10 protein-coding genes are annotated in these 13,806 nt (G+C 62.9%); 8 read left to right on the plus strand and 2 right to left on the minus strand.

From position 1 onward, the window contains the following. The first annotated feature begins 35 nt into the window (after positions 1 to 35). The 6 genes from MWN76_RS14245 (at position 36) to MWN76_RS14270 (ending at position 6,500) form a co-directional block, all read left to right on the plus strand. A complete protein-coding gene (locus tag MWN76_RS14245; protein ID WP_250462194.1) occupies positions 36 to 1,067 on the plus strand; it encodes a DUF4040 domain-containing protein in 1,032 nt (343 codons plus the stop codon). Continuing rightward, positions 1,068 to 1,445 carry a cation:proton antiporter subunit C gene (locus MWN76_RS14250; RefSeq protein ID WP_250462196.1) on the plus strand — a complete coding sequence of 126 codons (378 nt, stop codon included), beginning with the start codon at positions 1,068 to 1,070 and terminating at the stop codon, positions 1,443 to 1,445. Beyond that, complete coding sequence (locus MWN76_RS14255; protein ID WP_250462198.1) at positions 1,439 to 2,920, plus strand: monovalent cation/H+ antiporter subunit D family protein; 1,482 nt, start codon at positions 1,439 to 1,441, stop codon at positions 2,918 to 2,920. The genes MWN76_RS14250 and MWN76_RS14255 overlap by 7 nt, the downstream gene beginning before the upstream one ends. Beyond that, the gene (locus MWN76_RS14260; RefSeq protein WP_250462201.1) at positions 2,917 to 4,386 is read left to right on the plus strand and encodes a monovalent cation/H+ antiporter subunit D family protein; all 1,470 of its coding nucleotides are present in this window, start codon (positions 2,917 to 2,919) and stop codon (positions 4,384 to 4,386) included. The genes MWN76_RS14255 and MWN76_RS14260 overlap by 4 nt, the downstream gene beginning before the upstream one ends. 121 nt (positions 4,387 to 4,507) lie before the next feature. After that, positions 4,508 to 4,801 carry a hypothetical protein gene (locus tag MWN76_RS14265; RefSeq protein ID WP_250462202.1) on the plus strand — a complete coding sequence of 98 codons (294 nt, stop codon included), beginning with the start codon at positions 4,508 to 4,510 and terminating at the stop codon, positions 4,799 to 4,801. Continuing rightward, complete coding sequence (locus MWN76_RS14270) at positions 4,794 to 6,500, plus strand: Na(+)/H(+) antiporter subunit D (protein ID WP_250462204.1); 1,707 nt, start codon at positions 4,794 to 4,796, stop codon at positions 6,498 to 6,500. Before MWN76_RS14265 ends, MWN76_RS14270 begins: the two co-directional genes overlap by 8 nt. A gap of 7 nt (positions 6,501 to 6,507) precedes the next feature. Here the strand turns inward: MWN76_RS14270 and MWN76_RS14275 are convergent, their stop codons facing one another. Continuing rightward, complete coding sequence (locus MWN76_RS14275; protein WP_250462206.1) at positions 6,508 to 7,164, minus strand: TetR family transcriptional regulator; 657 nt, start codon at positions 7,162 to 7,164, stop codon at positions 6,508 to 6,510. A 361-nt stretch (positions 7,165 to 7,525) separates the two neighbouring features. On the opposite strand from MWN76_RS14275, the gene MWN76_RS14280 reads away from it, so the two are divergent. Both MWN76_RS14280 and MWN76_RS14285 read left to right on the plus strand, forming a co-directional pair. Next, entirely contained in the window at positions 7,526 to 8,725 is a 1,200-nt protein-coding gene (locus MWN76_RS14280) for an efflux RND transporter periplasmic adaptor subunit (protein WP_250462208.1), read from the plus strand. Between the two features lie 14 nt (positions 8,726 to 8,739). Further along, positions 8,740 to 11,928, plus strand: a complete 3,189-nt coding sequence (locus MWN76_RS14285; protein ID WP_250462210.1) for an efflux RND transporter permease subunit — start codon at positions 8,740 to 8,742, stop codon at positions 11,926 to 11,928. Between the two features lie 64 nt (positions 11,929 to 11,992). Here MWN76_RS14285 and MWN76_RS14290 read toward each other — a convergent pair whose 3' ends face one another. Continuing rightward, entirely contained in the window at positions 11,993 to 13,789 is a 1,797-nt protein-coding gene (locus MWN76_RS14290) for a galactose-binding domain-containing protein (RefSeq protein ID WP_250462212.1), read from the minus strand. Positions 13,790 to 13,806: the final 17 nt, after the last annotated feature.

Raw genomic sequence — 13,806 nt, forward strand, 5'->3', positions numbered from 1 at the left:
TTGCGCGGAGGTGAATGGATGGAGAGCCGATAGCGATGGAGTTGTTACTGGATATTGCACTGCTGGCGCTGCTACTGGTGACCGCGCTGGCGATCGCCTGGACCCGCGACCTGTTCTCCGCGGCGATGTTTTCCGGTATCTACGGCCTGTTGTCGGCGGGCTTCTTCATGACCATGGGGGCGGTGGATGTAGCCTTTACCGAGGCCGCGGTGGGGGCCGGCATATCGCCGCTGCTGATCCTGCTGACGCTGGCCCTGTGTGGCCGCCGGCAGCGTTCCGACAGAACCCGCGCGGTGCTTGCGCTGTGCCTGGTGGCGTCCGTGGGGGCGCTGCTGGTGGCGGCGACGCTGGATATGCCGGCCTTCGGTGCCGCCGATGCGCCGGCGCATGTCCATGTGGCGCCGCGCTATATCAACGATTCCATGGCGGAAATCGGCATTCCCAATATTGTCACCTCGGTGCTGGCCAGCTACCGGGCCTTCGATACACTCGGCGAGGTAGTGGTGATCCTCACCGCCGGACTCGGGGTGTTGGCGTTGTTGTCCGGCGGCACCGATGTCGAGGCCTCGAGCCGACTGTCCGCGCCACACGCCGGCGATCAGTCTCGAGACCTGGTACTGCGGGTGGTCGCCAAGATCCTGATTGCACCGATCATGCTGTACGCGCTCTATGTGCAGTTCCACGGTGAATACGGCCCCGGTGGCGGCTTCCAGGCCGGGGTGATTTTTGCGGTGGGCTTTATTCTCTACGGGCTGGTGTTCGGGTTGCATGCGTTGCGCCGGGTCGCTTCCAGTGCGGTGGTGCAGTTGCTGGCGGCGGTGGGAGTCCTGGTCTACGGCACGGTCGGTTTGCTGGGCCTGGCCAGCGGCAAAAATTACCTCGACTACAGTGCGCTGGCGGGCGATGCGGTCACCGGCCAGCATATCGGTATTATCGCGATTGAGCTGGGGGTCGGTATTACCGTGGCGTCGGTGATGATCCTGGTTTTCTACCTGTTCTCCGAACAGTTGTCGGGGCGCCGGCGGGCGGTGCCAGAGGAAAGCCCGGTGGCGGGGAGGTCCGGGTAGATGCCGCTGGCTTCACTCTACAACTACTGGATCGTCATCGGGTTGATGATGATCGGCCTGTATATGGTTATCGCCCAGGGTAACCTGATCAAGAAAATTATCGGCCTGAATATCTTCCAGACTTCGGTATTCATTTTCTATATCAGCGTGGGCAAGGTGGAAGGCGGCAGTGCGCCGATCCTGGACGGGGGCGAGCATCTCTATTCGAACCCGCTGCCCCATGTGCTGATCCTGACCGCGATTGTGGTGGGGATTGCCACCACGTCACTCGCGCTGGCGCTGGCTATCCGTATCAAGCGGTCTTATGGCTCGGTCGAGGAGCGGGATATTCGGGCGCAGGAGTGTCCGCGGCCAGGGGAGGGCGGCCCCGAATGTTGACGCACCTCCCGATACTGCAGGTGATCCTGCCGCTGATGGCGGCACCGTCCTGCCTGGTGCTGCGCCGGGCCGGCCTGGTGTGGTTGTTTGCGTTTGCAGCAAGCCTGTCGGCACTGGCGGTCAGCGCGCTGTTGCTGCAGCAGGTTCTCGCCAACGGCCCGATCAGCTATGCGCTCGGCGGCTGGCAGGCGCCCTGGGGCATCGAGTATCGCATCGACCTGCTGAACGCCTGGGTGCTGTTGATCGTTTCCGGCCTCAGCAGTGCGGTGCTGGCGGCGGCGCACACCAGCATTGCCTCGGAACTCGATGGCGGGCGGCAGACGCTTTTCTACACCCTCTACCTGCTGTGCTTTGCCGGCCTGTTGGGCATTGTCGCCACCGGCGACGTCTTCAATGTTTTCGTGTTCCTGGAGATTTCCTCGCTTTCCACCTATGCGCTGATTGCGTTGGGGCGCGACCGGCGCGCGCTCTGGGCCGCGTTCCAGTACCTGATCATGGGCACTATCGGCGCCACCTTTATCCTGATCGGTATCGGCTTCCTGTACATGATGACCGGCACGTTGAATATGGAGGACCTGGCGGCGCGGCTGCCGACGCTGGGAAATTCCGCCGCGGTGCTGGCCGCTTTTGCGTTTATCTTCGTCGGCATCTGCCTGAAGCTGGCGCTGTTCCCGCTGCACCAGTGGCTGCCCAATGCCTACAGCTATGCGCCGTCGATCGTGACCGCATTTCTCGCTGCCACGGCCACCAAGGTGGCCCTCTACCTGCTGCTGCGTTTTACCGTCACCGTCTTCGGGGTGGAATTCTCCCTGGCCCGCCTGCCGCTGGAATCCCTGTTGATCGGGCTGGGGCTTGTCGGCGTTTTCGTGGCCTCGACGGTGGCCATCTACCAGGTGGATATCAAGCGCATGTTCGCCTATTCCAGTGTGGCGCAGGTCGGCTATATGGTAGTGGGCGTGGGGATCGGCACGGCCGCCGCGCTGCAGGCGACGCTGTTGCACCTGTTCAACCACGCGCTGATGAAAGGTGGCCTGTTCCTGGCGCTGGCGGGGTTGGTCTATCGCACCGGGGCTTGCCGTATCGAGCATTTCCGCGGTCTCGGCACGGCCATGCCCTGGACCATGGCCGCGATTGTAGTCGGCGGTATCAGCCTGATCGGCATGCCATTGACAGTGGGCTTTGTCAGCAAGTGGTACCTGATTGCCGCCGCCCTCGATCGCGACCTCTGGTGGCTGGCGGTACTGGTGGTGTTGGGATCGCTGTTGGCGGTGGCCTATATCTGGCGCCTGGTGGAGGCGGGTTACTTCCGGGAGGCAACCGGGAGCGCAGTTGCCGCGCGCGGTGAGGCGCCTGTCGGCCTGCTGTTACCCACCTGGTTACTGATCGGCGCCAACCTATACTTTGGTATCGACACCCGTCTGCCGGTCGCGGTGACGGCAGCAGCGTCGCAGTTCCTGCTCGGGGGTGGCCCGTGAGCGGATCGACACTGCTGCAACTGGCGCTGCTAATTCCACCGCTTGCGCTGGCCGGTATCCAGCTTACCGGCCGTTGGGAAAACCTGCGCGAAGCGGTTTCCCTGGTCGCCGCCACGGGGCTGTTTGCGGTGGTGGTGTCACTTTACCAGCCGGTACTGGACGGCGGGGCGATTGCCTCCCACTGGCTGGAGCTGCTGCCGGGGCTGGCGATTGCGTTCCGCATCGAACCGTTGGGACTGCTGTTTGCACTGGTGGCGAGTTTCCTGTGGATAGTGACCACCCTGTATGCGATCGGCTATATGCGCGGTCACGGCGAGCGCAACCAGACGCGCTTCTTCAGCCTGTTCGCGCTGTCCATCGGCGCGGTCATGGGCATCGCCTTTGCGGAAAACCTGTTCACACTGTTTGTATTCTACGAAATCCTGACGCTCTGTACCTATCCTCTGGTGACCCACGCCGGTACTGATAAGGCGCGGCGGGGCGGCCGGGTCTACCTGGGCGTGCTGCTGGGCACGTCGGTCGGCTTTTTCCTGCTGGCGATTATCGGCACCTGGTTGCTGGCCGGCACGCTGGATTTCAAGTCCGGCGGTATCTTTGCGCCGGGCACGGACCCGGCGCTGTTATCACTGCTGTTGGTGCTGTTTGTATTCGGCGTCGGCAAGGCGGCGATAATGCCGTTCCATCGCTGGCTGCCGGCGGCGATGGTGGCGCCGACACCGGTGAGTGCGCTGTTGCACGCGGTGGCCGTGGTCAAGGCCGGTGTGTTCGTGGTGTTGAAAGTCTGCCTGCTGATTTTCGGGCTGGATATGTTGAAAACCATTCCGGCCACCGGCTGGCTGTTGTACCTGGCGGGTGCTTCGATCCTGTTTGCGTCCATTGTCGCGCTGCGCCAGCAGAACCTGAAAAAACGGCTGGCGTATTCCACGGTCAGCCAGCTTGGCTATATCACCCTCGGTGCACTGCTCGCCACCGGCGCGGGCATGACTGGCAGTGCGCTGCATATCGTCATGCATGCCTTTGGCAAGATCACGCTGTTTTTCTGTGCGGGCGCGATTCTGGTGGCCGCACACAAGACTGAAATCTGGGAACTGCGCGGTATCGGCCGGCAGATGCCGATCACCATGGGCGCTTTCCTGGTCGCCAGCCTGTGCATTATCGGCATTCCGCCCACCGGCGGTACCTGGAGCAAGTGGTACCTGATGCTGGGCACCTTCGAGGCGCAACAGTGGCTGTTGATGGGATTGCTGATGGTCAGTTCGCTGCTCAGTATCGCCTATCTATTGCCGATTCCGTTACGGGCGTTTCTCGGTGGGGAAAGGCCACTGGAGGATGGAGCTGGAGAAGCTGTCGCGATTGGGGAAGCGCCGCTACCGTCGGTGATCGCGCTGTCGATCACCGCCGCCGGCTGTGTGTACCTGCTGCTGTTTCCCGATACTTTTTACCGGTTGATTGCGGCCGGTATCTGATCCGCCCCTTGTGTTGTAGGAGCCTGCCTCGCAGGCGAATCATTACCGGGAATCGCCTGCGAGGCCGGCACCTGCAGGGAGATTGTGTTCCCGGTCCGGGCTGTTTGAACCTGACATGCGTATGAATAGCGAAAAACAATATTTCTTTGACAATCCGGAAAATATCCGCGTGGTGTTGAGAATCTTCTACGCGATCTGCATCTTGCTGGTCTCGCTGGATTTTGTCGTGCACCGCCATACCGAATTCCGTTGGGAAGGGCTGCCGGGCTTTTATCCGGTGTACGGTTTCGTCGGCTGTGTGATCCTGGTGTTTGTGGCCAAATGGATGCGCACTTTCCTGATGCGCCCGCCGGATTACTACGACCGGACCGAGCTGCGGGAAGACGCAGCGCGGGGAGGGCGCGGCGATGGTTGAGATAGCGCCGTTTGCCCCGTTCTTTGTTGCCGCCGCACTGGCGCTGTTGCTGCGCGGCTGGCCGCGCGGACTGTTGCTGGTGTTACTGCCGTTGGCGGGGCTGGCAAACCTGTGGCTGCTGGGCGAGGGCAGTTTCGGCACCTGGTCGGTGCTGGATTTCCAGCTGCTGCTGTTTCGTGCCGACAGGCTGAGCCTGCTGTTCGGCTACCTGTTTCATGTCGCTGCGCTGATCGCGATTATTTATTCGCTGCATGTGCGCGATACGCTGCAGCAGGTGGCGAGCCTGCTGTATGCCGGCAGTGCGCTGGGTGCCGTGTTTGCCGGCGATCTGCTGACACTGTTCATCTTCTGGGAATTGCTGGCGTTGACGTCGGTATTCCTGGTCTGGGCCCGGCGCAGCGGCCGCGCCTATATGGCCGGGCTGCGCTATTTCACATTGCATATCCTGTCCGGATTGCTGCTGTTGGGAGGCATCATCCTCCATGGCCAGGCCCACGGCTCGCTGGCGTTCGGGCATATGGGCCTGGAGCAGAACGGTTTTGCCGGGGTCGGGAGCTGGATGATTTTCCTGGCCTTCGGTATCAAGTGCGCCTTCCCGTTTGTCCACAACTGGCTGACCGATGCCTATCCCGAATCCACACCCACCGGTACCGTGTTCCTGAGCGCGTTTACCACCAAGGTGGCGGTCTACGCACTGGCGCGGGCCTACCCGGGTACCGAGCTGCTGGTCTATATCGGCGCGACTATGGCCTGCTTCCCGATTTTCTACGCGGTGATCGAGAATGACCTGCGGCGGGTGCTGGCCTACAGCCTGATCAACCAGCTCGGCTTCATGGTGGTGGGGATCGGTATCGGCACATCGCTGGCCATCAACGGGGCTGTTGCACACGCGTTCAACGATGTGATTTTCAAGGGGCTGCTGTTTATGTCCATGGGCGCGGTATTGAAAATGACCGGACGCATCAATGGCTCGGAGTTGGGCGGCCTCTACAAGACAATGCCCAAAACCACCGTGCTGTGTATTATCGGCGCCGCGTCGATTTCCGCCTTCCCGCTGTTTAGCGGTTTTGTCAGTAAGTCCATGGTTATGAGTGCGGCGATCGGAAATGGCCACGACTGGGTGTGGCTGATTTTGTTGTTCGCCTCTGCCGGTGTCTTCCACCACGCGGGCATCAAGATTCCGTACTTCGCGTTTTTCGCCCACGATTCCGGCCTCCGCGCGGAGGAGCCGCCGGTCAATATGTTGCTGGCCATGAGCATTGCCGCGGCGCTGTGCCTGGCGGTGGGCATCTATCCGCAGGCGCTCTACCAACTGCTGCCTTATGAAACCGCCTACACGCCCTACGATGTGACCCATGTACTGACACAGCTGCAACTGCTGTTCTTCTCCGCGCTGGCATTCGTGTGGCTGAACCTGCGGCGGCTGTATCCGCCCGAACTGCCGTCGGTGAACCTGGATGTGGAGTGGCTCTATCGGCGCCTGCTGCCGGAGGCGGCGCGCGGGCTGGTGGCGGGTGTCTTCCGGCTGGATGCGCGCCTGCGCGGCGCGGCCCTGAAGGGCATCGGCTACCTGATGGAGACCGTCGCCGGTCATCACAAACCGGACGGGATCATGGCGCGCAGCTGGCTGACCGGCAGTATGGCGGCGGGAGTGGTGGTATTGCTGGGGATTTACCTGGCGCTGGGGTTCGCGGCCTGAAGGACCGTCAATGCACGGCGACTTTGCTGTCCTGCCGGCGCAGGGTCGGGGAAAAGCGCACCATATCGATCATCGCGTCGATATAGCGTTCGCCGAGTTCACCGAGATCGCCGATCTCCGGCTGTAACAGCCAGTCCTCCAGTACGCCGATCAGGGAGCCGTGCAGCATCGGTACCGCCACGTCGATATCCAGGTCCGCGGGCAGTTGGCCCCGGGCCACGGCGGCGGTAACCAGCTCGCGAATGATGGCCGAACCCTCGGCGTGGCCCTGTTTCAGGCGCTGGTGGATTTCGCCGCTCTCGGTGACCAGTTCACAGCGGTGGAATACGATTTCCAGGATCAACTGCCACTGCCGGTTGCAGGCGATTTCCTGGAACAGCCACAGCCAGCGGGTGCGCAACACACCCAGCGGATCCCGGTTGATCTCCTCGCCGGCGGCCTCGCACAATTTCTCCCCGGGAAACTGCACCCGTTCGGTCACGGCGGCAAACAGGTCGCTCTTGTTGCGGAAGTGGCCGTAGACGGCGCCGCGGGTCACCCCTGCCAGTTCGGCGATTTCCGTAAGCGAAGGGCGCGCCACACCGCGTTTGTGGAACACGGTAATGGCGGCTTCCAGGATCTTCTCGCGGGTTTCCAGGGCGTCTTCTTTTCTGCGTTTGGCCATCTGCCTTTTCTCCGGCTGCTGCACTGCGTTGCAGCACGTCATTCGTTCGGACCCGGATACTGCGCGCCTGATCGCACGGCAATTGAAGTCGGTCGAATCAGCGGCGTAAATAGCGACTACTCGGAGAATGGCCGTCTATACGCCGCCTTGCGCAAAGCCCTGACTCTCGACAGGGATATTCCCGGGGTGACAGGCATTCTAATCTATATTCATGCATGAATGAATACTTGATATTTATTCGTGTATGAATATAAAATGCGACCATTCTATATAATCGTTCGTGACTGTCTTGACTGGCAGTTTTTCCATAGTGCGACACTGTGCGATCCACCCGGATGGTGGGTCACTATCGAGGTTTTCAATGTTTAAGAAGAAGTTGCTCGTCGGTCTGCTCGCCACCTCTGCGCTGCTGAGCGCCTGCGGGGAGGAACAGGCCGCGCCGCCAGCGATGACGCCGTCGGTCACCGCGGTAACCCTCAAGGCCGAGCCGGTTACCCTGACCCGGGAGCTGCCCGGCCGGACCAACCCGTTCAAGGTGGCCGAAGTGCGCCCGCAGGTGAACGGTATCGTCGAGGAACAGTTGTTCCAGGAGGGCGGCCTGGTCGAGGCCGGCCAGTCGCTGTACCAACTGGATGACGCCACCTACGAGGCCGATTACGAGAGCGCTCGCGCCAATCTGCTGAGTGCCAAGGCAGAGCAGAATGTGGCGCGCCTGGATGCCAAGCGTATCGCCAAATTGGCGGGCACCGGCGCGGTCAGCAAGCAGGAAAACGACAACGCCCGGGCCAAGCTGCAGCAGGCGGAAGCCTCCGTGGCCGCTGCCGAGGCGTCGGTACAGCAGGCCAGGATCCTGTTGCAGTATGCACGTATCAGTTCGCCGATTTCCGGCCGTATCGGCAAGTCCGCGGTGACCCAGGGTGCCCTGGTGACGGCGAACCAGACGGCCGCGCTGGCCACCGTGCAGCAACTGGACCCGATCTACGTGGACATCAACCAGTCCACCACCGAATTGCTGAGCCTGCGCCGCGCGCTGGCCACCGGCAAGGTGGAAGAGGCCGATGACCTGCCGGTGAAAATCGTGTTGGAGGACGGCACCGTCTACCCGCACCCGGGCAAGCTGCAGTTCGCCGAGGCGAGCGTGGACCCGTCCACCGGCAGCGTGCTGATGCGCGTCGTGGTGCCGAACCCGGACCATATGCTGCTGCCGGGCATGTACGTGCGCGCGGAGATTGGCCGCGGTGTGCGCGAGAACGCCATCCTGGTGCCGCAGCAGGGTATCGCCCGCGATCCGAAGGGCAACACCTCGGCGATGGTCGTGAACAGCGAGGGCAAGGCCGAGCAGCGCGCCGTGGAAGTCAGCCAGACCATCGGCAACCGCTGGCTGGTCGAGGGCGGCCTGATGGCCGGCGACCGGGTGATCGTGTCCGGCCTGCAGAAGATCCGTCCCGGCGTGCCGGTGCAGGTGAGTGAGCCCGAAAATCAGGCTCCGGCCGTGAAGGAAGCCTCCGCCGGTAGCGACAGCACCGACACCGTCGCAGCGCCGACCGCCAGCGAGTCGTAAGGAGTAGTTCGGTAATGGCCAGTTTCTTTATCAATCGCCCGATTTTTGCCTGGGTGATTGCAATCATCGTGATGCTCGGCGGCGGCCTGTCGATCGCCCAACTGGCGATCGAGCGCTACCCGAACGTGGCGCCGCCGGCGGTGACCATCGGCGCCAACTACCCGGGCGCTTCGGCGCAGGTGGTGGAGGGCTCGGTGACCCAGGTCATCGAGGAAAACATGAAGGGGCTCGACGGCCTCATCTATATGTCCGCCACCAGCCAGTCCAACGGTTCGGCGTCCATCACCCTGAACTTTGCCAACGGCACGGATCCGGATACCGCCCAGGTGCAGGTGCAGAACAAGCTGCAGCTGGCGATGCCGCTGCTGCCGCAGGAAGTGCAGCGCCAGGGCGTCAGTGTCAGCAAGTCGCGCAGCGGCTTCCTGATGGTGGCCGGTTTCGTGTCCGAGGATGGCAGCATGTCCAAGGCGGACATTGCCGACTATGTGGCTTCCAGCCTGGTGGACCCGATCAGCCGTGTGCAGGGCGTGGGCACCACGCAGGTGTTCGGCTCCAAGTACGCCATGCGTATCTGGCTGGACCCGAACAAGCTGAAAACCTACAACCTGACTCCGTCGGATATTTCCGCTGTAGTGCAGGCGCAGAACGCGCAGGTGGCCGTGGGCAGCCTCGGTGGCACGCCGGCGGTGGAAGGGCAACAGCTGACCGCCACCGTGAACTCCCAGGGCCGCCTGAATACGCCGGAGCAGTTCCGCCAGATCGTGGTCCGTTCCAATGAGGACGGCTCGGTGTTGCGCCTGGCCGATGTGGCCCGGGTGGAGCTGGGTGCGGAGAGCTATGCCAACCTGACCCGCTACAACCGCCAGCCGGCCACCGGTATGGCCATCTCCCTGGCCACCGGCGCCAATGCGCTGGCGACCGCGGAGGCGGTCAAGGCGCGGCTGAAGGAACTGGAGCCGAACTTCCCGCAGGGCCTCAAGTATGTCGTGCCCTTCGATACCACGCCGTTCGTCAAGGTCTCCATCGAGGGGGTGATCCACACCCTGATCGAGGCCGTGGTGCTGGTGTTCCTGGTGATGTTCCTGTTCCTGCAGAACTTCCGCGCCACATTGATCCCGACCATTGCCGTGCCGGTGGTACTGCTGGGTACCTTCGGCATACTCGCGGCGCTGGGTTTCTCCATCAATATGCTGACGATGTTCGCCATGGTGCTGGCCATCGGTCTGCTGGTGGATGACGCCATCGTGGTGGTGGAGAACGTCGAGCGGGTCATGTCGGAAGAGGGCCTGTCGCCCAAAGAGGCGACGAAAAAGTCGATGAAGCAGATCACCGGTGCGCTTGTCGGTATCGGTGTGGTGCTGTCGGCGGTATTCGTGCCCATGGCCTTCATGAGCGGTGCCACCGGCGTTATCTACCGGCAGTTCTCCGCCACGATTGTATCGGCCATGGCGCTGTCGGTAATGGTGGCCATCGTGCTGACGCCGGCGCTGTGCGCGACCATGCTGAAGCCGATCAAAAAGGGCGAGCACCACGGCACTGTCGGTTTCATGGGGGGGTTCTTCGGCTGGTTCAACCGCAAGTTTGACGCCGGCAGTGCCCGCTACCAGCGCGGTGTCGGCGGCATCCTGGCGCGCAGTGGCCGTTTCATGGCGATCTTCGCCGGGCTGGTGGTGATCATGGGGCTGCTGTTCCTGCGCACACCCAGTTCCTTCCTGCCGGAAGAGGACCAGGGGGTGCTCTTCTCGATGGTGCAGGCGCCGGTGGGCTCGACCCAGGAGCGCACCATGGAATCGATCTACAAGATCGAAGACCATTTCCTGAACAACGAGCCGGACACAGTGGAATCCGTGTTCGCCGTGCAGGGCTTCAGCTTCGCCGGCAGTGGCCAGAACACCGGTATCGCCTTCGTGAAACTGAAGGACTGGGACCAGCGCGAGGAGGCATCCGAGAGCGCCACCTCCGTCGCCATGCGCGGCATGGGTGCACTGAGCCAGATCAAGGACGCCATCGCCTACGCCTTTGCGCCGCCGGCGATGCCGGAACTGGGCACGTCCAACGGTTTCAACTTCTACCTGAAGGACAACGCGGCGCTGGGTCACGAGGCGTTGCTGGCGGCACGCAACCAACTGCTGGGTGCGGCGTCGCAGAGCAAGCTGCTGACCAACGTGCGTCCGAACGGCCAGGAGGACACACCGCAGTTCAAGGTGGATATTGATACCGCCAAGGCGGCCTCGCTGGGGATTTCCGTCGCCTCTATCAATAACACCCTCGGCGCGGCCTGGGGCAGCCAGTATATCGATGACTTTATCGACCGCGGCCGCGTCAAGCGCGTCTACATGCAGGCGGATGCCCAGTACCGCATGGATCCGGAGGATTTCAACCTCTGGTACGTGCGCAATGACGAGGGCGAGATGGTGCCGCTGTCGAGCTTCGCCAGCTACCACTGGGAGTACGGCTCGCCGCGCCTGGAACGCTACAACGGTGTACCGGCAATGCAGATCAACGGCGAGGCGGCACCGGGCGTCAGTTCCGGTGAAGCCATGGCCGAGATCGAGCGGCTGGTGCAGACGCTGCCGCAGGGTGTCGGTATGGAGTGGACCGGTCTCTCCTATCAGGAGCGCGAGGCCGGCTCGCAGACACCGCTGTTGTACACACTGTCGCTGCTGATCGTATTCCTGTGCCTGGCGGCACTCTACGAGAGCTGGACGGTACCCACCGCGGTACTGCTGGTGGCGCCCTTGGGGATCCTGGGCGCGGTGCTGGCGAGTAACCTGCGCGGTATGGAGCGGGATATCTACTTCCAGGTGGCGATGCTGACCACGGTGGGCCTGACCTCCAAGAACGCGATCCTGATCGTGGAGTTCGCCAAGCAGAATCTGGAGAGCGGCATGGAGCTGGTACAGGCCACCATGCAGGCAGTGCGCGACCGCCTGCGGCCGATTGTCATGACGTCGCTGGCCTTCGGCCTCGGCGTACTGCCGCTGGCCATCGCCTCCGGCGCCGGTTCCGGCGCGCAACAGGCGATCGGCACCGGTGTGCTCGGCGGCATGATCGTGGGCACGCTGCTGGGGCTCTTCTTTATCCCGCTGTTCTTCGTCGTCGTGCAGCGGCTGTTCGGGCGCAGCCGTGCGGCCGAGCCGGATGCCGAACGGGCACTGGAGGCGCGCAGGCGCGTCGATGAGGAAGAGGCCGAAACAGCCTGATCATAAAAAACGCCGGCAATTGCCGGCGTTTTTTATTGTGCCCGGGAACGGCTTCTCGCGTTCCTCAATAAACCTCGAAACTCCACAGCGAGTAGCCGTAGCCTGTGCCCCGCCCGCTGCCGAGGATCCGCACATAGCGGCCGCTACTGGACAGGGCGATCTCATCGCGTCCGCCGTCTCCATCGGTCACCGTTGCCGCGGTGGTCCAGTTGCTGCCGTCGTTGGAGACCTGCACTTCGTAGGCACTGCCGAACGCCGCTTCCCAGTCCAGCACCACCTTGGCGAGCGGCTGCACGGATCCCAGATCCACCGAGATCCACTGTGGATCGTTCCACTCGCTGGCCCAGCGGGTGGCGGGATCGCCGTCGACCGCATAGCCCGCCGCCCAGGCTTCCCCCTCGACGGACGATGCGCTGGCCGGTTGCCCCAGGGCCAGGTCGTTGTCCCCGGGCGGCGCACCGTCGTCGAGACTGTAGACCCGCACCCAGTCCACCAGCACCGAGGCCGGGAACTGTGCCTCCGGTACGATCGGGCCGCCGTAGGTGAAATCGGAACCGCCGACGCCGGCGCTCAGGATCAGGTACATCTGCCGCTCGAACGGGTGCCACTCGTCGAAGTGGTTGGAGTATTCGGACACGTACACCCGGCGGCCGTCGACGGTCTGGGTGTGCGCCTCGTCGTTGCCGTCCAGCGTGTAGGCGTCGCCGTCGTTCAAATAGTGGGTGTGGTAGACATTGTCGTCGACGTAGAACTCGATGCGGTCCCAGTACCAGTTGATGCCATAGGTATGGAAGCCGGTGCTGCCGGCGTTCGGGTCGCCGGGGGCGGGCGGGTAGCCACCGTAGCCGGGATTGCGCAGGTTGCTGCTCCAGCGGGTACTGTACTGGCCGTCGACGGCATTGCCGCCGGCGAGGTCGCTGGCCTGGTTGCTGGAGGTGAAAACCGGCTTGCCGTAGGCCTGGTTGGCGCCGCCGGAAAACACTTCGAACTCGAACAGTGAATAACTCCACTCGGTGGCGCGCTCGGTGCCATACATGCGCACGTAGCGGCCGCTGCCGGAGACGGACAGGTCATCGGTGCCGCCGTCGCCGCTGCTGGTGCTGTAGAGGTCGGTCCAGTTCTGGTTGTCGTCGGAAACCTGGATTTTATAAGTCTTGCCGTAGGCGCCCTCCCAGTGCAGCACCACCTGTTCGATCGGCAGGCTCTGGCCCAGGTCGACGGCAATCCATTCGGGCTCGTCCGGACCCTGTTGATCCCTGAAGCTGTAATAGCCCCCCAGGTGGCCGTGGTTCCAGTCCTGGTATTCGTTGTCTTCCCAGAACCAGGCGTAGTGCACCGTGCCCAGGTTGTGGTACGGAATCGAGCCGACGTACTCCATGATGTCCACCTCGCCGCCCTGGGGCCACATGATGTGGTCGAAGCCCGGCGGGATTTCATCGGGCATCATCCAGAAAGCGAAGCCCTGGCCCTGGTGGCGAACGTCCCGCGGCCAGACCCGCGCCTCGATTTTATGGCCGGGGCCGAAGGCGACATTGTCCTGGGTATTGATGCGGCCGCTGGTGTAGTCGCGGTCGATGTAGAACTCGTTGCGCGTGGTAAGCGACAGCACACCGCCATCGGCGCCCGGTACGCCGTCGACGAAACCGAGGTTTTCCGGGCGATCGGTGGCGCGGTCCAACTGGCCGGTGCCCCAGTCGCCGTTGATGCCGGTGCCGGTTTCGATATTCCACACACTGGTATCGAGACTGCCGGAGTTGAATTCGTCGGACCAGATCAGTGTCTGGGCCGTGGCCGTGCTGCCGGCGCAGGCCAGCGCCAGTGCGGTCAGGGCGCGGCCGGGTATTTTGCGATTGGATTGCATGGGTTTTCCCTCATCAT

The organism is Microbulbifer litoralis, from assembly GCF_023634065.1.
GTDB lineage: Bacteria > Pseudomonadota > Gammaproteobacteria > Pseudomonadales > Cellvibrionaceae > Microbulbifer > Microbulbifer litoralis.